At 62.3% G+C, this 25479-nt stretch carries 33 protein-coding genes and 1 pseudogene; 14 read left to right on the top strand and 20 right to left on the bottom strand.

Annotated elements, in window-relative coordinates:
* Positions 1–2 precede the first annotated feature (2 nt).
* Complete coding sequence (locus V5279_RS22250; RefSeq protein ID WP_338700986.1) at positions 3–194, bottom strand: hypothetical protein; 192 nt, start codon at positions 192–194, stop codon at positions 3–5.
* Between the two features lie 165 nt (positions 195–359).
* Between V5279_RS22250 and V5279_RS22245 the strand changes: the two genes are divergently transcribed.
* On the top strand, positions 360–557 hold the full coding sequence (locus tag V5279_RS22245) for a hypothetical protein (RefSeq protein ID WP_338700985.1): 198 nt from the start codon (positions 360–362) through the stop codon (positions 555–557).
* Between the two features lie 800 nt (positions 558–1357).
* On the opposite strand, the gene V5279_RS22240 is transcribed toward V5279_RS22245, so the two are convergent.
* A complete protein-coding gene (locus V5279_RS22240; protein ID WP_338700984.1) occupies positions 1358–1693 on the bottom strand; it encodes a hypothetical protein in 336 nt (111 codons plus the stop codon).
* A gap of 325 nt (positions 1694–2018) precedes the next feature.
* Between V5279_RS22240 and V5279_RS22235 the strand changes: the two genes are divergently transcribed.
* Positions 2019–2291 carry a hypothetical protein gene (locus tag V5279_RS22235; protein WP_166205102.1) on the top strand — a complete coding sequence of 91 codons (273 nt, stop codon included), beginning with the start codon at positions 2019–2021 and terminating at the stop codon, positions 2289–2291.
* A gap of 32 nt (positions 2292–2323) precedes the next feature.
* On the opposite strand, the gene V5279_RS22230 is transcribed toward V5279_RS22235, so the two are convergent.
* Entirely contained in the window at positions 2324–2620 is a 297-nt protein-coding gene (locus V5279_RS22230; RefSeq protein WP_338700982.1) for a hypothetical protein, read from the bottom strand.
* A 453-nt stretch (positions 2621–3073) separates the two neighbouring features.
* Between V5279_RS22230 and V5279_RS22225 the strand changes: the two genes are divergently transcribed.
* Complete coding sequence (locus V5279_RS22225; RefSeq protein WP_338700980.1) at positions 3074–3511, top strand: nuclear transport factor 2 family protein; 438 nt, start codon at positions 3074–3076, stop codon at positions 3509–3511.
* Positions 3512–3852: 341 nt separating this feature from the next.
* Here the strand turns inward: V5279_RS22225 and V5279_RS22220 are convergent, their stop codons facing one another.
* The 8 genes and pseudogenes from V5279_RS22220 to V5279_RS22185 all read right to left on the bottom strand — a co-directional run bounded on the left by V5279_RS22220 (position 3853) and on the right by V5279_RS22185 (position 12023).
* Positions 3853–7323 (bottom strand): calcium-binding protein, encoded by a 3471-nt coding sequence (locus V5279_RS22220; RefSeq protein ID WP_338700978.1) that lies wholly within the window; start codon positions 7321–7323, stop codon positions 3853–3855.
* Positions 7324–8361: 1038 nt separating this feature from the next.
* Positions 8362–8604: a hypothetical protein gene (locus V5279_RS22215; RefSeq protein WP_338700976.1), complete on the bottom strand. Its 243-nt coding sequence runs from the start codon at positions 8602–8604 to the stop codon at positions 8362–8364.
* A gap of 153 nt (positions 8605–8757) precedes the next feature.
* A pseudogene (locus tag V5279_RS22210) lies at positions 8758–9838 on the bottom strand (YihY/virulence factor BrkB family protein).
* A 2-nt stretch (positions 9839–9840) separates the two neighbouring features.
* A complete protein-coding gene (locus tag V5279_RS22205) occupies positions 9841–9990 on the bottom strand; it encodes a hypothetical protein (protein ID WP_338701930.1) in 150 nt (49 codons plus the stop codon).
* A 70-nt stretch (positions 9991–10060) separates the two neighbouring features.
* Positions 10061–10213, bottom strand: coding sequence for a hypothetical protein (locus V5279_RS22200; RefSeq protein WP_338700974.1), 153 nt, complete (start codon positions 10211–10213; stop codon positions 10061–10063).
* Positions 10214–10470: 257 nt separating this feature from the next.
* A complete protein-coding gene (locus tag V5279_RS22195) occupies positions 10471–10914 on the bottom strand; it encodes a hypothetical protein (RefSeq protein ID WP_224741604.1) in 444 nt (147 codons plus the stop codon).
* A 4-nt stretch (positions 10915–10918) separates the two neighbouring features.
* Positions 10919–11140 (bottom strand): hypothetical protein, encoded by a 222-nt coding sequence (locus V5279_RS22190; RefSeq protein WP_338701340.1) that lies wholly within the window; start codon positions 11138–11140, stop codon positions 10919–10921.
* 34 nt (positions 11141–11174) lie between these two features.
* Complete coding sequence (locus tag V5279_RS22185) at positions 11175–12023, bottom strand: hypothetical protein (protein WP_338700972.1); 849 nt, start codon at positions 12021–12023, stop codon at positions 11175–11177.
* A 310-nt stretch (positions 12024–12333) separates the two neighbouring features.
* Between V5279_RS22185 and V5279_RS22180 the strand changes: the two genes are divergently transcribed.
* Positions 12334–12477, top strand: coding sequence for a hypothetical protein (locus tag V5279_RS22180; RefSeq protein WP_338700971.1), 144 nt, complete (start codon positions 12334–12336; stop codon positions 12475–12477).
* A gap of 72 nt (positions 12478–12549) precedes the next feature.
* On the opposite strand, the gene V5279_RS22175 is transcribed toward V5279_RS22180, so the two are convergent.
* Positions 12550–12744 (bottom strand): hypothetical protein, encoded by a 195-nt coding sequence (locus V5279_RS22175; protein ID WP_029082614.1) that lies wholly within the window; start codon positions 12742–12744, stop codon positions 12550–12552.
* 271 nt (positions 12745–13015) lie between these two features.
* On the opposite strand from V5279_RS22175, the gene V5279_RS22170 reads away from it, so the two are divergent.
* On the top strand, positions 13016–13243 hold the full coding sequence (locus V5279_RS22170) for a hypothetical protein (RefSeq protein ID WP_338700970.1): 228 nt from the start codon (positions 13016–13018) through the stop codon (positions 13241–13243).
* Positions 13244–13280: 37 nt separating this feature from the next.
* On the opposite strand, the gene V5279_RS22165 is transcribed toward V5279_RS22170, so the two are convergent.
* The 3 genes from V5279_RS22165 to V5279_RS22155 all read right to left on the bottom strand — a co-directional run bounded on the left by V5279_RS22165 (position 13281) and on the right by V5279_RS22155 (position 14310).
* Positions 13281–13661: a hypothetical protein gene (locus V5279_RS22165; protein ID WP_338700969.1), complete on the bottom strand. Its 381-nt coding sequence runs from the start codon at positions 13659–13661 to the stop codon at positions 13281–13283.
* Positions 13662–13790: 129 nt separating this feature from the next.
* A complete protein-coding gene (locus V5279_RS22160; RefSeq protein ID WP_338700967.1) occupies positions 13791–13955 on the bottom strand; it encodes a hypothetical protein in 165 nt (54 codons plus the stop codon).
* Positions 13956–14049: 94 nt separating this feature from the next.
* Positions 14050–14310 carry a DUF3551 domain-containing protein gene (locus V5279_RS22155; protein ID WP_175619281.1) on the bottom strand — a complete coding sequence of 87 codons (261 nt, stop codon included), beginning with the start codon at positions 14308–14310 and terminating at the stop codon, positions 14050–14052.
* Positions 14311–14458: 148 nt separating this feature from the next.
* On the opposite strand from V5279_RS22155, the gene V5279_RS22150 reads away from it, so the two are divergent.
* Positions 14459–14659: a hypothetical protein gene (locus tag V5279_RS22150; RefSeq protein WP_166295698.1), complete on the top strand. Its 201-nt coding sequence runs from the start codon at positions 14459–14461 to the stop codon at positions 14657–14659.
* 234 nt (positions 14660–14893) lie between these two features.
* Here V5279_RS22150 and V5279_RS22145 read toward each other — a convergent pair whose 3' ends face one another.
* The gene (locus V5279_RS22145; protein WP_338700964.1) at positions 14894–15745 is read right to left on the bottom strand and encodes a 3-hydroxybutyryl-CoA dehydrogenase; all 852 of its coding nucleotides are present in this window, start codon (positions 15743–15745) and stop codon (positions 14894–14896) included.
* A 1316-nt stretch (positions 15746–17061) separates the two neighbouring features.
* Here V5279_RS22145 and V5279_RS22140 point away from each other — a divergent pair.
* The 6 genes from V5279_RS22140 to V5279_RS22115 all read left to right on the top strand — a co-directional run bounded on the left by V5279_RS22140 (position 17062) and on the right by V5279_RS22115 (position 20934).
* Positions 17062–17265: a hypothetical protein gene (locus V5279_RS22140; RefSeq protein ID WP_166295703.1), complete on the top strand. Its 204-nt coding sequence runs from the start codon at positions 17062–17064 to the stop codon at positions 17263–17265.
* Positions 17266–17392: 127 nt separating this feature from the next.
* Positions 17393–17662, top strand: coding sequence for a hypothetical protein (locus tag V5279_RS22135; RefSeq protein WP_029082620.1), 270 nt, complete (start codon positions 17393–17395; stop codon positions 17660–17662).
* A gap of 210 nt (positions 17663–17872) precedes the next feature.
* The gene (locus V5279_RS22130) at positions 17873–19162 is read left to right on the top strand and encodes a hemolysin family protein (protein WP_166295706.1); all 1290 of its coding nucleotides are present in this window, start codon (positions 17873–17875) and stop codon (positions 19160–19162) included.
* 119 nt (positions 19163–19281) lie between these two features.
* The gene (locus V5279_RS22125; RefSeq protein ID WP_029082622.1) at positions 19282–19881 is read left to right on the top strand and encodes a formyltransferase family protein; all 600 of its coding nucleotides are present in this window, start codon (positions 19282–19284) and stop codon (positions 19879–19881) included.
* A 194-nt stretch (positions 19882–20075) separates the two neighbouring features.
* A complete protein-coding gene (locus tag V5279_RS22120) occupies positions 20076–20435 on the top strand; it encodes a hypothetical protein (protein WP_084518554.1) in 360 nt (119 codons plus the stop codon).
* Positions 20436–20556: 121 nt separating this feature from the next.
* Positions 20557–20934 carry a hypothetical protein gene (locus V5279_RS22115; protein ID WP_414645956.1) on the top strand — a complete coding sequence of 126 codons (378 nt, stop codon included), beginning with the start codon at positions 20557–20559 and terminating at the stop codon, positions 20932–20934.
* Positions 20935–21134: 200 nt separating this feature from the next.
* On the opposite strand, the gene V5279_RS22110 is transcribed toward V5279_RS22115, so the two are convergent.
* A complete protein-coding gene (locus tag V5279_RS22110; protein ID WP_338700956.1) occupies positions 21135–21506 on the bottom strand; it encodes a RidA family protein in 372 nt (123 codons plus the stop codon).
* Positions 21507–21623: 117 nt separating this feature from the next.
* Here V5279_RS22110 and V5279_RS22105 point away from each other — a divergent pair, with 117 nt between their 5' ends.
* On the top strand, positions 21624–22499 hold the full coding sequence (locus V5279_RS22105; protein WP_166295718.1) for a DMT family transporter: 876 nt from the start codon (positions 21624–21626) through the stop codon (positions 22497–22499).
* 79 nt (positions 22500–22578) lie between these two features.
* On the opposite strand, the gene V5279_RS22100 is transcribed toward V5279_RS22105, so the two are convergent.
* Positions 22579–22818, bottom strand: coding sequence for a BrnA antitoxin family protein (locus tag V5279_RS22100; RefSeq protein ID WP_029082626.1), 240 nt, complete (start codon positions 22816–22818; stop codon positions 22579–22581).
* Between the two features lie 18 nt (positions 22819–22836).
* Complete coding sequence (gene cysK / locus V5279_RS22095; RefSeq protein WP_166295720.1) at positions 22837–23811, bottom strand: cysteine synthase A; 975 nt, start codon at positions 23809–23811, stop codon at positions 22837–22839.
* 228 nt (positions 23812–24039) lie between these two features.
* Here cysK and V5279_RS22090 point away from each other — a divergent pair, with 228 nt between their 5' ends.
* Positions 24040–24255: a hypothetical protein gene (locus tag V5279_RS22090; protein ID WP_029082628.1), complete on the top strand. Its 216-nt coding sequence runs from the start codon at positions 24040–24042 to the stop codon at positions 24253–24255.
* A gap of 9 nt (positions 24256–24264) precedes the next feature.
* On the opposite strand, the gene tgt is transcribed toward V5279_RS22090, so the two are convergent.
* Complete coding sequence (gene tgt, locus V5279_RS22085; RefSeq protein ID WP_166295723.1) at positions 24265–25398, bottom strand: tRNA guanosine(34) transglycosylase Tgt; 1134 nt, start codon at positions 25396–25398, stop codon at positions 24265–24267.
* Between the last annotated feature and the right edge of the window lie 81 nt (positions 25399–25479).

Raw genomic sequence — 25479 nt, 5'->3', positions numbered from 1 at the left:
GCTTACGTATCAAGTGCGAAGTCCGTGTCTGAAACGCCGCCTCCAGAAACTGGCCCGGCGCAACCTAGAAGCGCCGCGATGTTAGCTTTTCTGCTGCCAATCTTGAACGATATCGACGCGGTGCCCGTCGACGAATTTACCTTCAAATGGTGTGCGGCAATAAACCAATCATCAGCTTTTGTGTCGGCGGACATGACCGCCTCCTCACTGGTTGAATAGTTAAAGGGGCGCGGTTCGGCCTCACCAATCGGCAATATGAACGACTGCAATAATCCTCACGAAAATACATAGCACCCGGCCTGCGATGCTTCTGTGAACTTACGCACACACCCGGAGCCCAAGTATAGATATTTCGACCAATGCCGATCACGCGCAAACCGCTCGAAATCCCGCCAGAGATCGCCCGCCAGTTCGCTGCGGACATGCGCGCCTATCGCGCCGAGCAAGACGACATCCAACGCGACCGTATCGCGGTCGGCACCAGGCACATGCTACTCGAGCACATGCCGGCCGGCACCAAGCCGCGGCTGAGCGAAGTGAAGAGCTATTCAAGTTAATGCGGTGAGGATGGTACACTGGAAATCGTGGCGCCGACGGTCGGAAATCCGCTTTGCGGAGCTGCTGCCGCCGGGGTCCCCTCACCGGGTGCCACCGAATGAGGACCTGTAGCCCCTCGGGCGTCACATGAAGCTGCGGCGGCTGAGCCAGGCAATCACGGCAGCGCCTGGCTGAGCGCGAATAGATTCTCGCGCGCATAGCCGAAGCGGCCTGATTTGACTTTTAGTCATGGGGTCGAGGGTTCGAGTCCCTCCGCGTTCACCAATTCATGAGCTAAGTCACCTACTTGCTGCACAACACATGGTCGCTCACACAACTTGTGCTCGTGTCCACACCAGGTCCGCAATTGGCTGGGTATCGTGATGGGTAGGATTACTCCCGCCCGGCTCGCCGAAAAACGATATCTATTCTCCGTCTGAATTGGCTGGCCAAGCGAGGCCATTAGCAAATCAGCAAGCAGGTCGGCGCAGGCTTCCCGGAGGGACGGGACCGACGGGGATAGTAGAGTACGGTCACGTTTCGGGAGGAGCTGGCGCGCGGCCCTGGCGCCGGCTCTTCCTCCAAACGCTTGTGTGAGCCAAGCAACAGTCGTTTGGCGCAAGCCCTGCTAGGCTATTGATACTGGGAATTCAGGGCCCCAGCGCTGGAAATAACAGGGCGCCGCCGGGACAAACCATTTCGGGCCCGGCGGCGTACTTTTTACAAGTTGCATCGAAGGCCCAGCGTCACGCGGCGTGCCATCCGCTGAATATCCGCGAGGAGCAAGGAGACGATAGGATCGGCGTAGCTTCCGCCGATATCATTGATGCTCTGATGAGATGAAGGTCTGATCATCCTCCGGTCCTGGATCGTTAGGCTGGCTGCGTTCATCGTCGCCAACCGTAGCCTTGGTTTCGATCTGCTCCAGGCTGTCGCTCGCGGAAACTGCCCGATCATCATCGAAGCGAGCCAATGCCGCTTCAATGAGGTCGATCTCCTCGCGAAGAATGTCGCTCAAGACCAATGGCTGGAAACCGGGAACGCTCTTGGTCTGAAGGTCGTCAAACAGCCGCTTGCGATGGTCTCTGATCTCTTCCAGCGCTCGGCGATCCTTCAACGACACGTAGCCAGCGATGATTTGCTCTATGGCGTTCATCGGAAAACCCAAACTAAAATGATTAACGTAATACAATCATTCCATTAAAGCGGCCAAGGTGCTTACTGACAAGGCCCCGTCCTCAATTGTAGGTCGCAAGCGCTAATCGGCGGCCCGACCTAACGCTGATGGTGGTCAATTTGGGACATGCCTCCTGGCACAAACTGCATAGTAGGCAAGTGCTCGTATTTTCCACCTTCCCTCATCTACACACGCATTGCGGGTGAGCCACGATGAAACGACCAAAACGCTTGATCTAAAGAAAGCACGTCGAGAGAATGCGACTGCACCGGGGCGGGCGCGCGCATCATTGGGACCTTGAGGAATGATCGACGACAGAAATGGCGAAGCGGCGACTGAGTACAGTCCTGCCTTCGTCATCTTGGTGGATGGCTACATTACCCAAGGTAACCTAGCGGCGCTTCAAGGCCTCCGGTCTATCTACACCGCGGCTACACGCAGACCGCTTGTTTCCAGCCGAGAGGACAACCTCAGCCTCATTGCAATCTTCAAAGCGCGCCTCGAGCTGCTGGATGAGGCCATCACCATGGTCAGTCTCGACGCGCTCAAGCGACGTCTCATAAAAGAGCGATTATGAGATGCACATTGCAACAACAGCTGTTCAGACGACTACGTTCGATCGCGCTCCAACTCGGCAACCAACTCAAATTTCGAGCGCAGCTCTCTGCAGATGCGCTCGAGCCGATAATGTAATTCATAGAGATCCTGCGGCGCGGCAACCACAGTTGTGCGAAACCCGAGCCGTTTGTCCTCGCTGATTTGAAAGAAGGCGGTCAATCCAAACCGTTCCAGGATCAATTCATGAAGCTGGTCTTTGGTGATCTTTTGCTTTTGTAATGACATTGAAAAAAAGCCGATCTCTAAAATTCCTTCCTTTTGCTTTTTGCACAGCACTCCTGCAAGCACTTTGTAGCATCACCCGTAATTGTCCGGGCCCACAGCCACCCCTTCAGGTGTAATCATCTGGTGGCGTTGCGAACGACCAAGATCTCGGCCGCAAATCCATCACCAATCTGGTGGCTTGGAGAACGATAGCCTCACTCTCTTGGTGGTTCGGAATGTAAGTCGCGCTTCGCGCTCCGGAGTTCGGCTAGCAAGTCCCTGATGTTGTCCAACGTAAGCGGATCGGAGATGCGCCCGGCAAGCTCCGTGAGGTGCCCGATCTTCTTATCCAACTCTACGCATCGCGCGCACATGGGGCGATTGCTCCTGTGTTCTAAGCAAGTAGAACCGGTCGCATTCTTTTCCTCAAGGACCGACGACGAGCGGCGCCCCCAACGACTATGGTTATTTCGTATAGGCTGCGGCGTAGAAATGTTCTAAATATCACCTGGAGAGAACGGCATTTAGGTGGGGAATATGTCCTGTGACCCGATGGCCGCCGCTATTGATTGGCTGGATGCTTACCGCTCGCGCGACCTCGATACTCTCATGTCATTGTTTGGGGACGAAGCGATCCTCGAATGCACCTGTTGTGTTTCCGAGACGGTCGTCGGGAAAGAGCCGTTGAGGGCGTTTTGGCCTGAACGGTTCAAAGACTGTGGCGCTTCGATCGAGGTGCACGACTTGGTGCCCGAAAGCGACGGGGCTTCAATTTCGTATATCGCTCGCGACGAGCTGCTGATGGCCACCTTGAAGCTCGCCCCCGATGGCAAGATAGCCTTCATGCGGTGGGGCCGTCCGCCCATGCCATCAGAAAAGCCGTTGGATGCACCGATCGACGAGGAGTTTCCATTTTTTGTATTGGAACGGATCGACGGAATTTTCGAGACCTGCTTAGCCCGTTTGGCTCGCTGAATGAAGCGCTCTCCAACGTGAAGAACTCACCACCTGGCGAATACGCAATCTTGCATCTGGGCGAGATCGTTTGGCCGCAAAGGTAGTGCGTCAGTTCGTTTCTGCGTTACCGCCTTCCCGACATTGGCGGCCGCGCTGCGTTGCAGTTCGCGCTAGAAAAGCCTCACCGGCTCTTCTTGATTTGTCTGAACGAAGCAACAGTTGATGGGCGTGGTCCTTGCCGCGCTATCGGCACCGGGAATTCACGGCCCAGCGCTGGACGTTTGAAAACAGGAAGGCCGCCTCGACGGGCGGCCTTCTTTCGTAGGTCTGACAAGTTCAAGCGATCACGGCGTCGGTTCTCAGCTGAACTTGAACATGCTCGCGTCCAGCTGTCCCGGCGCGACGCCGATCAGCCAAACCGCGCTGCCCGCGGCGTCGGTGATGATCGTGGTGTTGATCCCGGCAACGTAGGTCTCGTGGGCCTGGACATCGGCGAATGAATGCAGCGACGTGCCCGCGAAGCGCACGAAGTCATTCACTCCGCCTGTATTGAAGTCCTGGATGACCATGATCTCCTGGCTGGCGTCGCTGATGTTGAAGGTATCCGCGCCAGCGCCCCCCCAGGCATAGTCGACCCCGCCGCCGCCAGTGATGTTGTCGGCCCCGGTGCCCATCAGGAACACGTCGACGCCGCTGCCGCCGGTCACCGTATCGCCGCCGTTGGAGCCGTAGACATAGTTCTGGCCAGAACCGCCGTAGATGACATTGCCGTCGGTCTCGCCCGACGAGATGAAGATGTTCAGGCCTGAGCCACCGAACATCGTGTCGACGCCGGTGCCGCCGTAGAAGTAGTTGGTGCCTTGCCCACCATAGAGGTAGTCGGCACCTGCTTCGCCGTACATCACGTTGACATCGCTCGCGGCAGTACCTCCCGAACCGATCAAGGTGTCGGTACCGGCGCCGCCGAACAGATAGTTGAAGCCGGAACCGCCATACTCCACGTCATTGCCGTCCTCGCCCAGCAGAACGTCGAGACCGGCGCCGCCGATCAGAACGTCATTGCCGGCTCCCGCATAGATGTAGTCGTTGCCGTCGCCGGCATCGCCATAGTCGTCGCCGTTGCCGAGAACGAGGATGTCAGCTCCAGCACCTCCGTAGGCGGTATCATTACCGTCGTTGCCGTAGAGGGAATTGTTGCCGGCATTGCCTGTCAAAACATTGTTCAATGCGTTGCCGCTGCCGGTGAGGTTGCCGGATCCATCGAGGATCAGATTCTCGACGTTTGCGGCCAGGCTGTAGGTGACGGTGGTGTGAACGGTGTCGGTGCCCTCGCCGCTGTTCTCGGTCACCACATCGCCGGCATTGTCGACGAAGTAGGTGTCGTTGCCGAGCCCGCCGGCCATCGTGTCGGCGCCAATTCCGCCGTCCAGCATGTTGTTGCCGGAATTGCCGGTGATAACATTTGCGAGCGCGTTGCCGGTGCCGGCGAGATTGCCGGTGCCGTCGAGGATCAGGTTCTCGACATTGGCGGTCAGGGTGTAGTCGATGGTCGAGTGAACGGTGTCGGTGCCCTCGCCGCTGTTCTCGGTCACCACATCGCCGGCATTGTCGACGAAATAGGTGTCGTTGCCGAGCCCGCCCACCATGGTGTCGGCGCCAATTCCGCCGTCCAGCGTGTTGTTGCCGGAATTGCCGGTCAGGACGTTGTTCAGCGCGTTGCCGGTGCCGGCGAGATTACCGGTGCCGTCCAGGATCAGGTTCTCGACGTTGGCGGTCAGCGCATAGTTGATGGTCGAGTGAACGGTGTCGGTGCCCTCGCCGGGATTCTCGGTCACCACATCGCCGGCATTGTCGACGTAGTAGGTGTCGTTACCGAGCCCGCCGATCATCGTGTCGGCACCAGCCCCGCCATCCAGCGTGTCGTCGCCACCCCCGCCGTTCAGCGTGTTGTTGCCGGAATTGCCGGTAATGGTATTTGCGAGCGCGTTGCCGGTGCCGGCGAGATTGCCGGTGCCGTCGAGGATCAGGTTCTCGACATTGGCGGTCAGGGTGTAGTCGATGGTCGAGTGAACGGTGTCGGTGCCCTCGCCGGGGTTCTCGGTCACCACATCGCCGACATTGTCGACGTAGTAGGTGTCGTTGCCGAGCCCGCCGGCCATCGTGTCGGCGCCAGCCCCGCCATCCAGCGTGTTGTTGCCGGAATTGCCGGTAATGGTATTTGCGAGCGCGTTGCCGGTGCCGGCGAGATTGCCGGTGCCGTCGAGGATCAGGTTCTCGACATTGGCGGTCAGGGTGTAGTCGATGGTCGAGTGAACGGTGTCGGTGCCCTCGCCGGGGTTTTCGGTCACCACATCGCCGGCATTGTCGACGAAATAGGTGTCGTTGCCGAGCCCGCCGGCCATGGTGTCGGCGCCGATTCCGCCGTCCAGCACATTGTTGCCCGCCCCGCCAGTGATGACATTTGCGAGCGCGTTGCCGGTGCCAGAAACATTCGCAGAGGTCTCAATCGTGAGGTTCTCGACGTTGGCAGCGAGCGTGTAGTTGAAGTTGCCTGTGACAACCGCAGTGTCGGTACCCTCTCCCAGGTTCTCGGTAATGACATCGCCGGGGTCATTGAGAATATAGATGTCATTGCCCGCACCGCCGACGAGCGAGTCTGCCCCGCCTGCGCCGTCCAGCAGATTGTCGCCGGCATCACCTATCAAGGTATCGTTGAAGTCTGAACCTCTCAGCCCCTCAATGGAGATGTAGGTGTCACCGGCCGCCTCGCCCGTGTTCAAGGCCGGATTTGCGAGGCTCACAAGTAGGCCAGTGCTCGATGTGATATATTCCGCAACGTCGTTGCCGGCTCCGCCGTCCAGCACGTCCGCGCCGAGACCGCCGCGCAGATTGTTATTTCCTGCATCGCCCGTCAGCGTGTCGTCGAAGTCCGAGCCGATGATGCCCTCGATCGAGGTATAGCTATCACCAGCAGCATCGCCGGTGTTGCTGGCCGGATTTGCGAGACTTGCAACGATTGCCGTCGCAGCGTTGCCGTAGTCTGCGTAGTCAGTGCCTCCGCCGCCATCGAGCGAGTCGGCACCGGCACCGCCGCGCAAGTTATTGCTGTTTGCGTCGCCGATCAGGGTATCGTCAAAGGCACTTCCCTGGATGGCTTCAATCGATGTGAACGTATCTCCGGCAGCTTCACCGGTGTTCTGTGTCGGGTCAGCGAGATCGACGACGAGGCCGGCTACCGAATTGGCGTAATCGGCATAGTCGAAGCCTGCTCCGCCATCGAGGGAGTCGGCGCCAAGGCCGCCGCGCAGGAAATTGCTGTTGGCATCGCCGATCAGCGTGTCGTCGAACGCCGACCCACTGATGTTGCTGATGTCGAAATATGTGTCGCCGGCCGCTTCCCCGGTGTTCTGTGTCGGGTCTGCGAGATCGACCGTAAGCCCGGCGGCCGAATTCGCGTAGTCGGCGTAGTCGCGGCCTAAATCACCGCGGATCGAGTCAGCTCCCAGTCCGCCCTGCAGGAAAGAGCCGGTTCCGTTGCCTTCAAGAGTGTCGTTGAAGTTGCTGCCGATCAGCCCTTCGATCGATGTGTAGGTGTCCCCCGCCGCAAAGCCCGTGTTATTGCCCGGATTCAGCAGGCTTGCCACAACCCCGGTGCCGGAGTCGCTGTAGGATGCGAAGTCAAATCCGTTGCCGCCGTCAAGGGAGTCGGCGCCATCGCCGCCGATCAGCGTGTCATTGCCGTCGAGCCCCGACAGCGTGTCGTCTGTGTTCGAACCGTTGGGTGTTCCGATCAGGGTGTCTGGACCTGACGTGCCTGTGAATGTTGCCATGGTGAAATTCTCTTCCCGTCATCAATGGTGGCTGTGCAATGCGCGTAGTCGGCAGAACTCAGAAATCGGCAGAAGAACCTGCGTGCTAATCACCGAACCAGAATGAACCGCTCGAGAGCCCAGGAATGCGAACACCGTACAGCAGCGAAAAGCTGCTGGGCTCAGGTAGGGGGTCGAGCTGATCGGGTGACGGAAATCCAATCGAGGCCGTTCAGGCGGATTGGACCGGCAATGAAAAATCTCCCCACTCAATATGCAGTGATTGATTGAACAATGAAAAAGACAATTTAGGCGGGAGATTTAGAGGTAGTCCCCGGTCAAAGGCTTGACATTAAGTACGAGACGATGCTGCGGAACTCGCCCAGTGCGACAATTTGTCGGTGGCGAAGATTTCGTGTCTCGGGAACCTGGAACCTGAGGACCCTGCATCACAGAATTCGCTCGTGCTGCTGCGCGCGGCTCGTCGGGGCGGTTGATGCCGTCTCGCGCCCAAGCGTCGGCCGGATCAGGCTGGCAATCGATGGCAGCCGGCGCTACGCCATCATCGTCCCTGTTCCGTCTGTCTTGAGTGTGAGCTGCTCGATCGGTAGAAGCTGAATTGAGGCCGCCTCTGCCCCGTCAGCTGTTTCTGCAAATTGAATCGGGACAGCCATATCCGCTGCCGCCAAAACTTGAACGTCTCAAGACCCGAACGTCTCGATCCCGTTAGCTCGGTCCGAAAATCATATAGAGCAGCATCACGCCCACAATGGCAGTCCAGCCGATCGATGCGACAAGGGTCCACACCTGCAGGGGCATCGGACAATCTCTTTGCAATCAATGAAGCAATACGAAATGAAGCAATACGAAGAGGCCGCTGGCGCTGGACAGCGGCCTCCTGAACCTGACCTAAAATGAACGCCTTGGAAGTAAAAATATTCGCCTCAGGTCCGCCATTATTAGATCGGGAAATTGCCACACAGTGAAGTCCGAAAAGCTCCACCGCCCAACGGAACTCTTGTGGCGTTGCGGGCGCGACACACCTTCTGCGGCCTGACTTCAGGCGTCGGCCAGCGGAAGCTCGCCCTGACCGCCCGTCCAGTCGATGATGTCGACCTGGAGCCCTCGCCTTAGCATCTCGGCCTCAAGACTGCCGGCATGCCGTTTCCACTCGGGCGTCGAGCGGACCCGGAATTTTGGCTCTTCGCCGTAGGCCTCGAACTCATCGTCGGCCGCGAGCGCGCCGCGGACGGCTTCATACATCATCTTCAAGCTGGCGTCGGTGAAGGCGCCGTAGTCCATCGGTCGTCTCCTGTAACGCGGTTAGACGCAAAAAGCCGCCACGCTGCTACGCGTGGCGGCCTTCCGCAAGCGGCCCATCCAGACGGCCTAGAACGAACCTTGTGTGAGTCGGGTTAATGAAAGCTTGCCGGTGCAGCGGCGACGTCGGTCTCGCTACGAAGCCTTGCCGACCGTATCCGCCATCCTTGCGCCGCGCACCCCGAGCGGCTTCCCGCGGCCCACGGTCGAATCGATGGTAGTCTGATGCTCGATCTCGGAGTTCAGTTCCGCTCCACACAGCACGATGATGGCAGACATCCACATCCAGGTCATCAGGCCAATGGCCGCGCCAAGCGAGCCGTAGGTCGCGTTGTAATCGCCGAAATTCGCAAGGTACCAAGACAGCAGCGCCGAACCGATCAGCCACAGCCGCGGCAACGGCACCAACGCTCAGCCATTGCCAGCGCGGCGTGCTCCGGCTGGGGCCGTAGCGATAGAGCACCGCGAGCGCGACGAGGAGCAGGAGGACCAGGACGGGCCACCGCCCGAGCCGGATGATGAGTTCGGCCCGTGTGCCCAGTCCGACCTGCTGGAGCAGAAGCGGCACGACCACCACGGCCCCTACCATCAACATGACCGAAATGAGGGCTGCGATTGTGAAAGAGAGGGACATCAGGTTGAGTTTGACGAAGCCGCGCTTTTCCTTCTCCTCATAGACGACGTTGAGCGCATCGAAGACCGCCTTCATTCCAGCGTTGGCGCTCCAGATCGCGATCAGCAGACCGAAGGCAAAGGTAAGGCCGAGCGTCGAAGACCCCTTCGCGAGCACGCGGGCGACTTGGTCCTGGACGATGGCAAATGAACCTTCCGGCAGCATCAGCGCCAGGCTTTGCAGATTGGATGAGATCGTGGACGGATCGGCGAACAGGCCGTAACTCGAGACCAGCGCCGTGATGGCCGGAAAGATCGCGAGCAGCCCGTAGAACACGACGCCGGCGGCGGTCGCCAGCAGCCGGTCCTCGTCGATCTGCTGATAGGTACGCAGCAGGATGTCCTTCCAGCCGGCGGCCGGAATCCGAAGCGGCGTGTGAGCCAGCCGTCCACGCTCTTGCGCTTCGGCGAGCACGGGCTCCGCACGCCGCCCTGGGACGCACGGCGTCTCCGATCGTGACACGTGGCGATAGATCGCCAAGGTCGCCAGCGCGGCTGCGCCAGCGAGCATCAGGTCGTTCGGCCAATTCGAGCGGGGGGCCATCGCTAGTCCTGAATGGCGTCGCGCGGACGATTGAAGCGCATGAAGCCGCATGCCAGCGCGTAGCCGGTCACGAGATGCCCGTTCCATTGTCGCAAGTCCGCGAGGTAAGATCGGGCGATGAGGCTGGGTGACGGTCGGGCGTTGGCGCGCATGGCGATGTCCACTGCAAGTCGGCATCGGACAACCCGGCAGGGTGATCGACGTTCCTTACCCCGCTGCGCGTCACGGCTTCGGCCGCGTGGCGCCTGCGTCGGTGAGCATTGTGGTGACGAGGTCCAAGAGCCGATGCTTCACGGGGTCCGCATCGGCCGGCTCTGCCTTTGCACTGACCGTCAGTTCGACGATCGGATGCACGGCATCGGAGATGTCGGCCACTTTCTAGACGTGCACTTCGAGCGCGGGTCGCGCCTCGATCCGCGGGTCCTCGCGCAAATGCTTCAGAATCTGCTCGCCGATGCGCTCGATCGGTCTGCCCGCACGGACCGGGAAGGACACCTTCACTTCACCGACGTTGTGATAGGTGCTGTGATTGATGATGGCGCTACTCCATACCGAGCCGTTGCGCAGCAGGATCGGGACGTCAGGGAAAGTTGCATTCGCGGTAGCGTGTGGCCGGCGAGCGGACCTAGGGCTTACCGGGCTTGAGGGAGCGTCGCGCGTGGCGGAGAGGAACTCGGGAATGGCCGCGCCACCATGAGCGTCGCGCGCTCATCGGTTTCCAATGCGATCTTCTGGGCAAGCATCACGTCGCCCGCCACCAGCGAACCGACAGGCCGGAAGCACCAGCCGAGGACAACGCGGTCGCGGCCGTCCATCTCATAGACATTGGTCGACGTGCCGTAGCAAATCCGATAACGCTTGCCGGACTCCGAGCCGATGACGTCGAAGCGGTTGTGCTTTTCAAATTGCGATCGCTGCTCCGGCGAGAGCCATGCGGACATCAGCGCCAGCCCGCGCGCCTCCTTTCGTTCATAAGCCTGCCAGCGCTCCCGGATCGCGACCAGCGTCGCACGCAGCGTGCCGGCGGCGTGCTGCAGCACGGACAGCGGAGACACGCCGCGCAGGCGGGCGATCATGGCGTCAGCCGCCCACCAGCCTGGGATAGAACAATGTTTCCTCGGCGGTTGGATCGAGCGCGCGGACGAGCGCCGCTTCGCCGGAAGATCTTCGCACTGCGGCGGTGTAGCCGTCCGATGTCAGCTCGGCGAAGCGCGCATTCGCCCAGGCCAGTTGTTCGCCGTCCTCGGGATCGAAAGATTGCCTTGTGTCACCGGTGTGGTCCATGACCAAGATCGTTGCCATCATCGTCTCCCATCGTAGCACATTCGCCCTTGCATCAGACCACCGGCACAGGGGTCGTTGGCCTGCCGCCCATCCACTCTGGCAGCGTCGCGCCGTCGCGATGCCGGCCGCCTGCACAGGCTGCGGCCCAGGCTGCGACCGCGCCGAACAACAGCGCCGCCGCCGCCGAAAATGCGAGGATCACCGAGCCACGCCGCGATCGCTGAATGGCGGTTTTGGCATCACCGATGACACTGTCGACGCGCTTCTCGGCCTCGGCAGCAGGCAAACCTGTCGCGGCCGCGACCTGCTGGACAAGATAGCTGCGATCTTCGCTGCTAACGCCGCTGTGGCCGGAGTTAGTCAGCAGGATGCGGCCCGCCTCGGCCCGCTCATAACCGATGTCGAGATTGACCGGACGCCGCACCGACCGATACAGGCGATCGAGCTCGGCGCTCAGCAACTGCTCCCCAGCCGTCGCAGCAGGCCGGCTCTGGAGCACCGGGCGAGCGGTCGACAAGCCAACCAGCGCAATGATTGTCCCCCCCAGGACAACGGCGAGCGCCCAGGTGGTCAGCCCATGAAGTCCGTCGTTGCTTTCGATCACGTCGGCCGGCGTCAAACCGATCACACGTTGCGTGCGACCGGCGATGTAGCCGGCTAAGCCAAAGCTCACCAGGGCCTGAAGAATCAGGAACAGCCCGGATAGCAGCGCGAGCGCGGCCGATGCATCGCGCCACGACGGCGAGCTCGAACTCACGCCCAGTCCGACTGCTGCGCCGAAGCTGATCAGGATCAGCGACAAGGCCGAAGCGGCGAGCGCGCCCGCGAAAACCGGACTCCATTGCAGCCGCAAGCCGCCCTTATTGTCGACGACGTCAGCAACGCTTCGATCAGTGTCCATGATGCGTCTACCGCAATCCAAAGAACGACAATACCGCAAGAATGACCACGATCAGTCCGACCAGATAAATCAACTGGTTCATGCGAGCCTCCTCCGCTCAATTCCGACCGGACAATCTGGCCGAGAAGCCAAAGTTCCTAGCTGTATGAGCGGGCACGTGCCTCGCGGCCCACAAAGGGGGCCCCGCCGAAGCGGGGCCCTCTTTGTGTTACCGTAAGATGTGCTCAGGACTTGCTAGTCGTCCCAGTCATGACCGCGGATCACGAAGCCGCGGTCGCGGTAGCTTGCCTCAAAGACCGCATTCTCGCGCATGTTGAGCGCATTCAAGGAGCACACGATCCGTCGCACCAATGTGCCGGATCATCCGATTGTCGGCCTCATTCCGCGCGACTGGCGAATTCAGACCGAAGGCCGGCTGTTCGGAACTGATCTCTATTCGACCGCGCGGAAGTAGGACCGCAGCGACTGTCATCTCCGATACCAGGATCATCCGCACGGCCTCGGGCCATGCCGGTGCCTCCCCTCGTCACAGCCTCAGGCATCGAAACAATTGCGCGAGCGCGGTGTTGGCAGATTGTGCGCGCCGTTCGAGGACCTCGGCCGCGGTGGCGTAGTTGCGCGCCAGGATCTGGAGCGCGCGACGCGCGTCCGGCAGCGTGGATTGCTTCGCCATCTCCAGGCACTGATGCTCGAAGTATCGAAGCTCCTCAAGTTCGGTCATTGCGATTCGTCCGATTAGGTTCCGCATTGTCGAACTCACTGCGCCCCTAGTGAAAGTTTGGCAAGATTGTTGCGGGGGCGGACTAGCTGGTCCGAGTGTTTCTGGATGCATGATTTGATAATCACCGCTCCGTGACCGGCGCGGGAGTGAGCTGCGCGGATTGGCAAGCGCGTTCGATCGTTTCAGACTGCCGGAGTCTTGCTTTGCAGGCATCGTTGCGAGAGATTTCGCTGGAGCGGGCCGCGGCCGGCGCGGCATTGATTTGGCGTTGTTGAAGCAGATGAAGAAGCGCGATTGGGCCTTCGTGGCGGCCTGTGTGGCAGGTGCCGTGCTGTTCGGTGTCTGGAGCTTCCAGATGGGTCTCGCATTTCATCGATCCCGGCAGGGCGCGACCGATCTCTCCAGTTCGCACCGGCGTAACCAGGACGGCGCCTCCGCGCGCAGCCCGGCCCGGCTGCCGGCCGACGACGGCGATGAGCAGGCCGGGCAGCCGCGCTAGCGGAGCACTCGCGGTCTTCACCGCACATCGTCCCGGATTAGGCCCAGGCAAGACCGGGTATGACAGCGGCGTCCTCCTCGTCGGTGCTCGCGCGCGTGGACCGCTTGCCGCGGATGGTGTCGCTTGCGCGACGGTGACGGATATCGAGCCTGCGCAGCGCCGTCGGCACACGCCGCAGCATCCAGCTGATAGAATCGATCGCCTGGCGGACGACGGCCAGCACGGTCGCCACGCGCGTGAAGAAGCCGATCAGGAAGATCATCGAGAAAATGTCGATATAGGCCAGCACATCGCCAACCAGCATCAACTCGGGAGGAAGCGGAATCCGATGCCAATAGGCGCCGATCAAGATGACGACCGGGATCAGCGCAATCAGCTTGCGCAGCGTCAGCCGGTCGAGCAAGGCAGCGAGTTCCACGACCAGAACCTGCCAGAGCCAATCGCCAAACGCGGCCGGCCGGTCAATCGTCCAAGTTTGCCAGATTCGTTTCCACATTGCAGCGTCAGCCGTCTCTCGGGTGCAAGACTCGGGTGCAAGACCGGCACGCTACGATTTCGACGAGGCCCCGCCTGCGTCGCCCTCGACCGCCGCGCCTTCCACATCGGTCGAACCGGCCGATGGAAAGATGCGCTCGTAGTTCGCCCGGGCCTCGCGGATCAGACGCGCGCGCTCCCGTTCAGACTTCGAGATAAACCTGATGATCTCGCCCATTTGCTCTCCAAGAGGGTCTGCCCTCCGAGGGGGTAACTGTCTGACTATTGGCAATGCAATCATCGTGCCTGATGGCCGCACGGCCGACGGCCGCTTAGCGGATCGCCCGCGGCGCCATCCGCTGCTGGCTGAACGCAACGCGCGGGTTGACGCCGCAATAGGCATCGCGGCCTGACGCCGCCGCCTGGCACTGCTGGTAGGTCTGGTACCCGCAATAGCCGGGATACCCCTCCTGCTTGCCCTGGATGCACCAGGGATAATCATAGGAATCGGCGACCGCCGGCGATGCGGAGCCGACAATCCAGCTCGTTCCGAGCGCCGCAAACGCCAGAATTGCCCAATTCGTCCTGCGCATGATCCTGCTTCCTTCCTCAATCGGCACCCAGCTACTGATGTAGGTACGCCGGCGAGATGTGCGAGGTTTCCGGTCGCCGCCTCAAGAAGCTGTGAGCGAGAGTTGTAAGGAAGGTTCAAGGCCCTTTTCAGCATGAACAGGCCGGCTGATGCCGGATGGCCATGAGAACAAGCCTAAGAGCTTCCTCGGCCAGGCCAAGTCAGAGGAGTTGTTCGCCAAGGAGGCCTACGCGTTGAAGAACCAGCTGGAGTTCTTCGCGGTGACCGCGAGCGTCTTCCTTGCCAGCAAGGATTCCGGGCACGAGCCCTACACGCCCGCCACGCTCGAGGAAAAGATGCCGGACGACTAGAAGTATCTCGTCGGCCTGCTCGGCGCCGATCCCGAAGAAACCCGCATCACGCCGGTCGCCTCCGCGAACTGAGTTCAGGACCCCACAAAAAACACGAGGCCCGGTGTGCCTAGGAGCCCGGGCCTCGTGTCTGATGTCCCCCGCCTCACGTGGCGGATCAGAGGTCTGCGTTTACGTCAGGTCACAGGCGCGATCCATCCCGGATGACTACGGTGTTGGCCGCGCGGCGCGACCTTACTTGCTGTAGCTATAGAACCCCTGCCCGGTCTTGCGGCCGAGATGGCCTGCATCGACCATCTCCTTCAGTAGCGGCGCCGGCCGGTACTTGGGGTCGTTGAAGCCGGTGTAGAACACCTCCATCACCGACAGCATGGTGTCGAGCCCGATCAGGTCGGCAAGCGCGAGCGGGCCGATCGGATGGTTGCAGCCGAGCTTCATCCCGGCATCGATCTCCTCGGCCGTCGCAATGCCTTCCTGCAGCGCGAAGATCGCCTCGTTGATCATCGGGCACAGGATGCGGTTGACCGCAAAGCCCGGGCTGTTCTTCGCCGTGATCGCGACCTTGCCGACGCGCTTGGCGAAGGCTTCGGCCTTGGCGACGGTGTCGTCGGAGGTCTGCAAGCCTCGGATCAATTCGAGCAGCGCCATCACCGGGACCGGATTGAAGAAGTGCATCCCGATGAAGCGATCAGGACGATCGGTGGAGGCCGCCAGGCGGGTGATCGAGATCGACGAGGTGTTGGTCGCAACCAGCGCGCTCGGCTTCAGCCCGGCGCAGAGATCCTTCAGGATCTTGATCTTCAGCTCCTCGTTCTCGGTCGCCGCTTCGATCACGAGATCGCAGGCGGCAAGCTTCGACTTGTCGGTGGTCGCGCTGATGCGCCCGAGCGTCGCGTCGCGATCGGCCGCCGTCATCTTCTCCTTGGCGACCAGGCGATCGAGGCTGGTCCCGACCGTCTTCAGGCCGCGCTGCACCGCCGCGTCGGAGATATCCACCATGGTGACAGCAAGCCCCGCCGCCGCGCAGATCTGCGCGATGCCGTTACCCATGGTTCCGGCGCCGATGATGCCAACCGTCTCGATCATTGTGTCAGTCCTTCCCGTCGCTTGCGCCGCCGCGCGGCTGCATCGTCAAAAACGGCGGACCGAAAGTCCGCGGATGGCGCATGCATAGCAGTCCGGTCGAGCGGCCGATACAGGGGGTACCGGTATTCTGGTGATGACTATTCCGGGCGCGGCGGGACCGGTCGCCGTGGCGGGACGGCCGTGCGCGACGGCACCTCGGTCCGTGACGGCTCGGCGGCGCGCGACGGCTCGAATACGCGATTGAGTCGCACGATCCACCAGGCCACCCGCCCGTAGCTGCGGCGCAGCGCCGGTACGATACCCTCATCAATATCTTGCTGCCGATCCATGGTCGCTATCGCTAGCGTACATCCTTGAAGGAACGGTGTGATGAGATCACGCGCTGGGTGGCCCGCCGGTAGGGATTTGGCAACCATTCCGTCCCGATTCTCGGCAAAGGCCCCGTGGGCCGGATGCTACAAAACCCGCAGCTGCGACGTTCAGCACCTTTCCACGCAGGGGTGTCGATCGCTAAATAGCCCCCATCGCACGTCTCGGAAACGCTGAGGGTACGGTGTTTCGATTATTTCGACGCTGGAAGACGAGCAAGCTGGCGCTGGCTTGCCCGAGTTGCAAGGAAATCGCGTCGCCTCAACTGTTCCGGCGCGGACGATATTTGCATGGCGACACACCGCTTCGCTGCGAGCGCTGTGGCACGGTATCGCTGACGACGCTTTGGCGCTTCGAGGGTTTGGCTCATGGCCCCGCGGCTGCTGGCTGCGAGGGATCCAGACCCGCCTTCTCGCCTCAACAGCGCGCGACCTGAGCCGGCGGACGCCGGTAGTCTCCCGGATTGCACATGGACGGGCTCGCGGCGCAGCATTGCCAAGTCGGCTGCGGCTCGCATTTTGTTGATCGAATTTTCGAGAGGACGCCGCGACTTACAGGAATTGGACGACGAGGGCTACGCCCATGCTTGCCGAGAAATTCATTCTGTTGCTCGAGACGTTGCTTAACGGCCAGACCCATTCCGACGGAAGCCCGCGTGTGGTGAGCACGTCGCCCCACATCCCGGTCAAGCTTCCGCGCGGAAGCCAAGGCAACACTCCTCGCTAAGCCTGCTGGCGGCAGGCCAGGTCGCCACCGCGCCAGAATTCTCGATCGCGCGCGCGACGGCGCGGACTCCCTGTTGCGGTACGCGTGAGCAACGTTGCCGGCGGTTGACCGCAGCGATCCGCGGAGCTCGTTGGCACGGCGGGCGCCGCGCCCGTGAACCAGCTCATAGTTGGCAAAGGCTGAGCCGCGCTACACCGCGTCGGCAACAACGCGGTGTCGTCATGCAGAGCAAGACCGATTTCGTGAGCATCGTGGTGGCGGTCTGCGTTGCTGCCTACGCAGCGATCATGCTTGCCTATCTTGCTCAATACGATCTCGGCCTCTCCACCGCGCAGACGCGCCATCTCTCGGTGCTGGCAGCGCTCGTCCTCGCGCTGCCGATCGTGGTGGATTTCCTGCGCGCAGGATCCGGCAACGCCAGCTGACGCGGATATCGGCACGCCTGCCCGTGCAGCTCTCGCCGCCTCAAGCTCACCCGCGCAACATAGCGTTAGGTGAAACGGCGCGAATCAGCGTTACCTTGCAACTGATCACTTCGTGGGATTTGGCGGCATGACCCAGCCCGACGTCTTGGATCAGAAGATTTTGGATCAGAAGATTCTGGATCGGAATATTCGCGAGCTGCAGGAATGGCTGCGCAAGGCCTGGCAGCAGCTTGCGGACCCCTCGCTCACCGCGTTTTCCCGCCGCGAATTGCGCAACCAGATGAAGCAGTGCAGTGCCGATTTGCGCACGCAGCTGCAGGCTGCCGAACGAGCGCCGAGACAGCCTGCATCGCCTGCAAGAAAGTTCGCCAAACCGGAGCTGCGGATACTCGCGTAGAGCTTGATACCGTGACGCGGGCATCCACGAACCGCGGCTCCAATCGCCACATCAGCCCGCGCGCCAAAATGCCGCGATCTCCTGCTGCATGCGCGCCATACGCACGCTCTGCTTGTGCAGGGACGTCCGACAGGGCACAGCAAAGCCGCGCCGGTATGCCTATATAGGGCGTCGTGCAGCGGCCGACGCCGCCCAAGCTCAGGGACTCCCGTGTTATATCTGGAACTCGCGATCGTGGCGGTCTTGATCGTCGTCAACGGTCTGTTGTCGATGTCGGAACTCGCCATCGTCTCCTCCCGTCCGGCGCGCCTCGCGGCGCTGGTCGAACGCGGCGTCAGCGGTTCGCGCCGTGCGCTTGCGCTGGCCTCCAATCCCGGAAAATTCCTCTCCACCGTGCAGATCGGCATCACGCTGATCGGCGTGCTGTCGGGCGCCTTCTCGGGCGCAACGCTCGGCCAGCGCCTCTCGCAATGGCTGTTCGAGCTCGGACTGCCGGCAAACGTCGCCGACGCCGCCGGTGTCGGCATCGTCGTCGGCGTGATCACCTATGCCTCGCTGATCGTCGGCGAACTGGTGCCGAAACAGATCGCGCTGCGCGATCCGGAGTCGATCGCGGTCAAGGCTGCGCCTGCCATGACGGTGATGGCAAAACTGTCGCTGCCGGTGGTGTGGCTGCTCGACCGCTCCGGCAAGGCGTTGCTCTGGCTGCTCGGCCATCGCGAGGATGCGCAGGACCGCGTCAGCGAGGACGAAATCAAGACGCTGGTGGTGGAAGCCGAGAACGCCGGCGTGCTCGAGCCCGGCGAAAAGGAGATGATCGCCGGCGTGATGCGGCTCGGCGATCTGCCGGTCGGCGCCGTGATGACGCCGCGCCACGAAGTCAGCCTGATCGACCTCGCCGCTCCCGCGCCCGAGATCCTCGCAACGCTGCAGAAGAGCAGCCACTCGCGCTGCGTGGTGTTCGACGGCAACCGCGATCATGCGCTCGGCATCGTGCAGGCCAAGGACGTGCTCGACGTCTACCTCGCCGGCCAGGCGCCCGACATCCGCGCGCTGACGCGCGATGCGCCGATCATCCCGGAAACGGTGGACGCCCGCGACGTGGTCGCGATCCTGCGCGACTCCGCAGTGCATATCGGCCTCGTGCATGACGAATACGGCACCTTCCAGGGCGTCGTCACCAGCGCCGATATCCTTGAGGCCATCGTCGGCGCCTTCCATACCGAGGAAGGTCCGGCCGAGCCCGCTTATGTCAGGCGCGACGACGGCTCCTATCTGATCTCGGGCTGGATGCCCGCGCTCGAATTCAGCGAACTGCTCGGCATCGCGCTGCCCTCTCCGCGCCCCTACCAGACCGCGGCCGGCTTCCTGCTGCATGAATTCGGCGCCATCCCCGATGTCGGCGCCAAAACCACGGCGCAGGGCTGGGAATTCGAGATCGTCGACCTCGACGGCCGGCGCATCGACAAGGTTCTGGTGAGCAAGCAGCCGGCGGCCTGAGATTGCCACCCGGCCGGCTTGTTGATAACGGGCAGGACAGCAAAACAGGCCGCCGCGGTGTGCTATCGGCATAGCGGCAGCCCGAATAGACCCAGAATAACCCCCACGGAATTCATCCCATGCGCATTACCCTTGTCGGTTCCCGCCATTTCGGCGTGACGACCCTGAACATGCTGCGCGAGCATCACGTCACGCTCGTCAGGGTGGTCGTCCATGACGGCGAGGACCGGCTGGCGGCAGCGGCCAGGGCGGCCGGCATCGAGGTCGTCGTTCAGGCCGACCCCAAGCTGGTCACGGCCGCCGAGATCGCCCCGGGCACCGATCTGATCGTGACCGCCCACAGCCACGCCCGCGTCAGCAAGGAGGCGCTTGCCGTGGCCAAGCTTGGCGGTGTCGGGTACCACCCATCGCTGCTGCCCCGCCACCGCGGCATCGCGGCGGTGGAGTGGACCATCAAGGAAGGCGATCCGATCGCCGGCGGCAGCATCTATCACCTCGCCGACCGCATGGACGCGGGCGCAATCGCGGCGCAGGACTGGGTGTTCGTCAAGAAAGGCGAGACCGCCCGCGAACTGTGGGAGCGCGCGCTGGCGCCGCTCGGTCTGCGTCTGCTCGCCGAGGTCATCGACTACGGCAAGGTCAACGGCTCGCTGCCGGCCAAGCCGCAGGATGAGCAGTTTGCAACCAAGGCGCCAAACCTAAGCGGTACCAAGCACTAAGGCGAAATAAGGCACTTAGATACCTCATTTCGTGAGTCGCGTAGGCAAATTTCTCGTTCCTGATCCGGAACCAGATTCACCATGATGTGTTTGAGTTCACAGGAACATTCTGGGGCTCCCGCGACGCAGCAAATTTTGAACACATTGTGACAGGATAAGCCGCGTCATCACACGAAATTACAGGGATTTGATTCATGCGTTCGATCCGCATTCGCGACCTGATTTTGGTCACTTCGGTCGCTTCGGCTGCTGCCCTCACCGCTGCTCCCGTGTCCGCGCAGCAGCCCTATGACGGCCTCTGGAGCGTCACAGTCGTCACGAAGACCGGTAGCTGCGAGCCGTCGTCCAGTTCGACGGTGAATGTCGTCGAAGGAAAGATCTCGGCGCAGGGTGCGGCGATCTCCGGCACCGTGGGCAGCGGGGGACTTGTGCGAGTCTCGATCAATGGTGCATATGCGAACGGACAACTCAGTGGCAACTCCGGATCGGGGAAGTGGAATGGGGCATCAGCTGGCGTACCGTGCAGCGGCCGATGGGAAGCGTCCCGTCAGTAAGATCACCAGCCTATCAAGTTTCTTCGCCAGCGCGCGGCGGCCAGCATTTGCAGCCGCCGCGTTTTTCGTGACTGCATTGGCCAGCACCGCAGGCCATGCGCAGTCCAGCCCGTTCGCCGGCATGGCTGGCACCTGGTCGGGCGGCGGCTCGGTCACGCTCGACGACGGCTCCAGCGAGCGGATTCGCTGCCGCGCGACCTACCGTGTCGGCGGCCCGAACATGACCATGAGCCTGACCTGCGCCAGCGACGCCTACAAGTTCAACCTGGCTGCCGACGTGCAGGCTGAAGGCAGCGCCGTCAGAGGCTCGTGGAGCGAGACCAGCCGCAATGTCAGCGGCGACCTGCGAGGTCGCGGCGGCGGCGGCAACTTCCAGGTCGTTGCCAGCGCTCCCGGCTTCAACGCCGACATCTCGATGCGCACCTCCGGCAACAAGCAGTCCGTCACCATCAGGCCCGACAGCCAGTTCCGCGGCGCCAACATCACGCTGTCGAAGTAATCGATCGCTCTGCCGACGAGATAAAGCCCTCGGGTCATCCCCGAGGGCTTTTTGCTGGCCGCGCAACAATGACGTCGCACGCGTCTCGGCGTTGCTAGAGCATTCTCGGTTCTGATTGGATCAGAACCGAGAATGCTCTAGATTCCCTTTTTGACGCGTTTTCTTCACGCGAACCGGCGTCCACTTCGCTCGAAAACGCTCTATGCGGCGGGCACGAACGCCGTGACCTCGATCTCGACCTTGGCGCGCTGATCGACCAGCCCGTCGATATAGAGCAGCGTGGACGGCGGGAAATTGCGCCCGAGCGTCTCCTTCCACGCCGCGCCGATGCCGGCGCCCGCGGCCTCGTGTTCGCTGCGGCTGGTCAAGTACCAGGTCAGGCGGACGATGTGCTCGGGACCGGCGCCGGCTTCGCTCAAGAGCCTGACGATGCGCTTCAGCGCCGTGCCGACCTGGGCTGCCATGTCGGGGACGTAGATGTGATTGTCATTCCGGGATGGCTCGTAGAGCCAGACCCGGAATCTCGAGATTCCGGGTTCGCCCGTTTCACGTGCGCCCCGGAATGACAGCATGGTCGATGCTGCTTAGCAGAGATCACGTGGTCGACACATCACCACGCCGGCAGAATTGCACGTTGCAAATTCGTATCGGCTCGCCGATACCGGGTACCCCTCACCTCGTTTCCCGTCATGGATCGCACACCCTCAAAAACCCGCGCAGCGCTGTGGATGTCGGGTTGGCTCGCGCTCATGCTGATCGTGGCGGTGGCCGGCCGCGAGGCGACGCGCGAGGTCAACGTGTTCCAGCTGATGGCGGTTCGCGGCGTGCTCGGCTTCGTGATGCTCTATCCGCTGATCCACATGAACGGCGGGTTCGCGATCGTGAAGACCGCACGCGTGCACGTCCACATCGCGCGCAACCTGGTTCATTTCTGCGCGCAGCTCGGCTGGTTCTATGCGCTGACACTGATCCCGATCGGCCAGGTGGTCGCGATCGAGTTCACGATGCCGATCTGGACCGCGATCCTGGCGGCAAGCTTTCTCGGCGAACGGATGACGTCCTGGAAGATCGTCGCGATCGTGCTTGGCCTGGTCGGCGTGTTCGTCATCGTGCGACCGGCGACCGGCGCGATCAATCCGGGCCAGCTGATCGCGCTCGCCGCGGCCGTCGGCTTCGGGATCTCGGTCGCGGTGGTCAAGTCGCTGACGCGGACCGAACAGACGCTGACGATCCTATTCTGGATGCTGGTGGTGCAATCGCTCGCGAGCATCGGGCCCGCGCTCTATGTCTGGACCTGGCCGCCGCTCTCGACCTGGGGCTGGCTCGCTGCGATCGCGTTCTGCGGCACGTTCTCGCATTACTGCATGGCGCGCGCCCTGCTCCACGCGGACGCAACCGTGGTGATCCCGATGGATTTCATCCGCGTGCCGCTGACGGCAATCGTCGGCTGGCTGATCTACGCCGAGCAGCTCGATGCCTACACGGTGCTCGGCGCGGCCATGATCCTGGCCGGCAACCTCCTGAACCTGAAGCCGGGCGCAGCGGCGCTGGCGCGCGCACGGTGACACTCGCGGCCCGCCGCGCAGGCCGCCGCATAACAACAAGCCCGGGGACCATCCCGGGCTTGCTTGTTTTGGAAGTGCGCTACTTCCCGGCGGCCTTGCGCAGCGCCGCGTTGATGCGGTCCTGCCAGCCGGGGCCGCCCTCCTGGAAATATTGCAGCACGTCCTGATCGATCCGCAGCGTGACCTGCTCGCGGACGCCGGGGACGGCGACAGTCTTTGGCACCGCGTCCGCGACCTTGGTGGTGGCGCGCTTGAACGCCGCCTCGGCCTCGCTGCGGGCATCGTTCAGGGTTCGCGGTCGCCTCGGCTGATCGGCCATATCCTGGATTCCTGTGTCTCAAATTCCTTCAAACAACGCCGTCGAGAGATAGCGCTCCGAGAACGACGGCACAATCGCCAGGATAGTCTTGCCCGCAGCCTCCGGCCGCTTGCCGATCTGCAAGGCGGCCGCGATCGCGGCCCCCGAGGAAATGCCGCCGGGGATTCCTTCGTTGCGCGCCAGCGCGCGCGAGGTCTCGATCGCGGTCGCGCTGTTGATCTTGACGATCTCGTCGATCACCGAGCGATCGAGGATGTCAGGGATGAAACCCGCGCCGATGCCCTGAATCTTGTGCGGCGTGTGCTGGCCGCCCGACAGCACCGGGCTCTCCTCCGGCTCCACTGCGACGATCCGCAAGGACGGCTTGCGGGGCTTCAGCACCTGCCCGACCCCGGTGATGGTGCCGCCGGTGCCAACGCCGGCGACGAAATAGTCGATGTCGCCGCCGGTATCATTCCAGATCTCCTCGGCGGTGGTGCGGCGATGGATTTCAGGATTGGCGAGGTTCTTGAATTGTTGCGGCATCACCGCGTTGGGCGTCGTGCGCACCAGTTCTTCCGCGGCAGCGATCGAGCCCTTCATGCCCTGCGCGGCCGGCGTCAGCACGATCTCGGCGCCGAGGAAGGCCAGCATGCGCCGCCGCTCGATCGACATCGATTCCGGCATCACGAGCTTCAGCCGATAGCCGCGCGACGCGGCGACATAGGCGAGCGCAATGCCGGTATTGCCTGAGGTCGGCTCGATCAGCACGGTGTCGGCGTTGATGATGCCCGCCTTCTCCATCGCCACGATCATCGCCGCGCCGATGCGGTCCTTCACGCTGGCCGCCGGATTGAAGTATTCCAGCTTGGCGAGGATCGTCGCGTGGACGCCACCCGCCTGCGGCAATCTGCGCAGGCGTACGATCGGGGTCGAGCCGATCGCATCGACGATGGAGTCGAAGACGCGGCCGCGTCCGGGTTGCACTGCACTCGTTGTCGACGGCGCGTCCATTCAGGCGGCTCCTGTTGCGGGATATGCTGGGAATATGCGGTCTTCTCTCATTAGAAGCAGCGCATCATGACGCGCAAGTGAGAAACCGCCGAGGCACAAATTCGTTGCATCGCAAAAATGAGAACCTGCGCAAATAACGTAAAACCTACGCATTTGTGTTGCGACAAGGTCAAACAAGTGCGTCTATATACTTTCGTCAGGTGCAGCTCAGAACGCAAAGGAGGTCACATGCCAGCTCTCGCTGAAGTTCTGTCGACCGCAGCGTCCAGGCCCGATCCGCGCGGCAGCGATTTGCCGACCTGTCCGGTGTGTGCGGACTCCATGATCGCGGCAGAAGCGTCCGCGTACCTCCAAGACAATTTGATCAGCTATCTCTGGACCTGCGACACCTGTGGTTACGGGTTCGTCACCAAGCACACGGTCAAACCGATCGTGTGCAACTGATCACACAGCTCACCTCGGAGCGATGTCCCCGCGCGCCCAACCGGCGCGCGTTTTCGTTCTGAACGTCTCAAATGTGCCGTTTGTGACCGCGTCACGGATGCCCTGCATCAGCTCCTGGTAATAGGCGACGTTGATTTCGGACAGCAGCATTGCCCCAAGCGTTTCGCCCGCACGCACCAGATGGTGCAGATAGGCGCGCGAATAGCTGCGTGCCGCCGGCCACGGGCTCTCTTCATCGAGCGGGCGCGGATCGTCGACGTGCCGGGCATTGCGCAGGTTGATCTGGCCGAAGCGGGTGAACGCCATGCCGTGGCGCCCGTTCCGTGTCGGCATCACACAGTCGAACATGTCGACGCCGCGCGCTACCGCCTCGAGAATGTCCTCCGGCGTGCCGACGCCCATCAGATAACGCGGCCGATCGGCCGACAGCGCCGGCGCGGTCTCCTCGATCATCGACAACATCACCGCCTGCGGCTCGCCGACCGCCAGCCCGCCGATCGCATAGCCGTGAAAGCCGATATCGGTGAGCCCGCGCGCGCTGGCGTGCCTGAGATCAGGGACATCGCCGCCCTGCACGATGCCGAACAGCATGTAGCCGTCAGGCGCCGCCTCGAATGCGCGCTTGGAGCGTTCGGCCCAGCGCAGCGACAGCTGCATCGCCCGCTCGATGTCGGCGCGCTCGGCGGGCAGCCGCACGCATTCGTCCATCTGCATCGCGATGTCGGAGCCGAGCAGAAGCTGCACCTCGATCGAGCGCTCCGGCGACAGCTCGACCTTGGCGCCATCGATATGCGAGCGGAAGGTCACGGCCTTCTCGGTCACCTTGCGCAGCTCCGAGAGCGACATGACCTGGAAGCCGCCGGAGTCCGTCAGCATCGGACCGCCCCAGCCGGTGAAGCGCTGCAGGCCGCCAAGCCCGGCGATCCGCTCGGCACCCGGCCGCAGCATCAGATGATAGGTGTTGCCGAGCACGATATCGGCGCCGGCATCGCGCACCTCGCGCCAATGCATGCCCTTCATCGCGCCGGCCGTGCCGACCGGCATGAACGCGGGCGTTCGCACCAGGCCATGCGGCGTGGTCAGGCGCCCGGTGCGGGCAGCGCCGTCGGTTGCCAATAGCTCGAACTGATTGGGAAGATTCATGCGGCTGCTTATTGCGTGTCACTGACGCCCGATCAACCCGTCGGATAACGCCTCTCGCCCGACTTCGTGAACGCCGGCACC

This window comes from Bradyrhizobium sp. 26S5, assembly GCF_036923295.1.
Lineage (GTDB): Bacteria > Pseudomonadota > Alphaproteobacteria > Rhizobiales > Xanthobacteraceae > Bradyrhizobium > Bradyrhizobium septentrionale.
The sequence above is the reverse complement of the archived record's forward strand: the minus strand, read 5'-3'. Positions and strand labels throughout refer to the sequence as shown.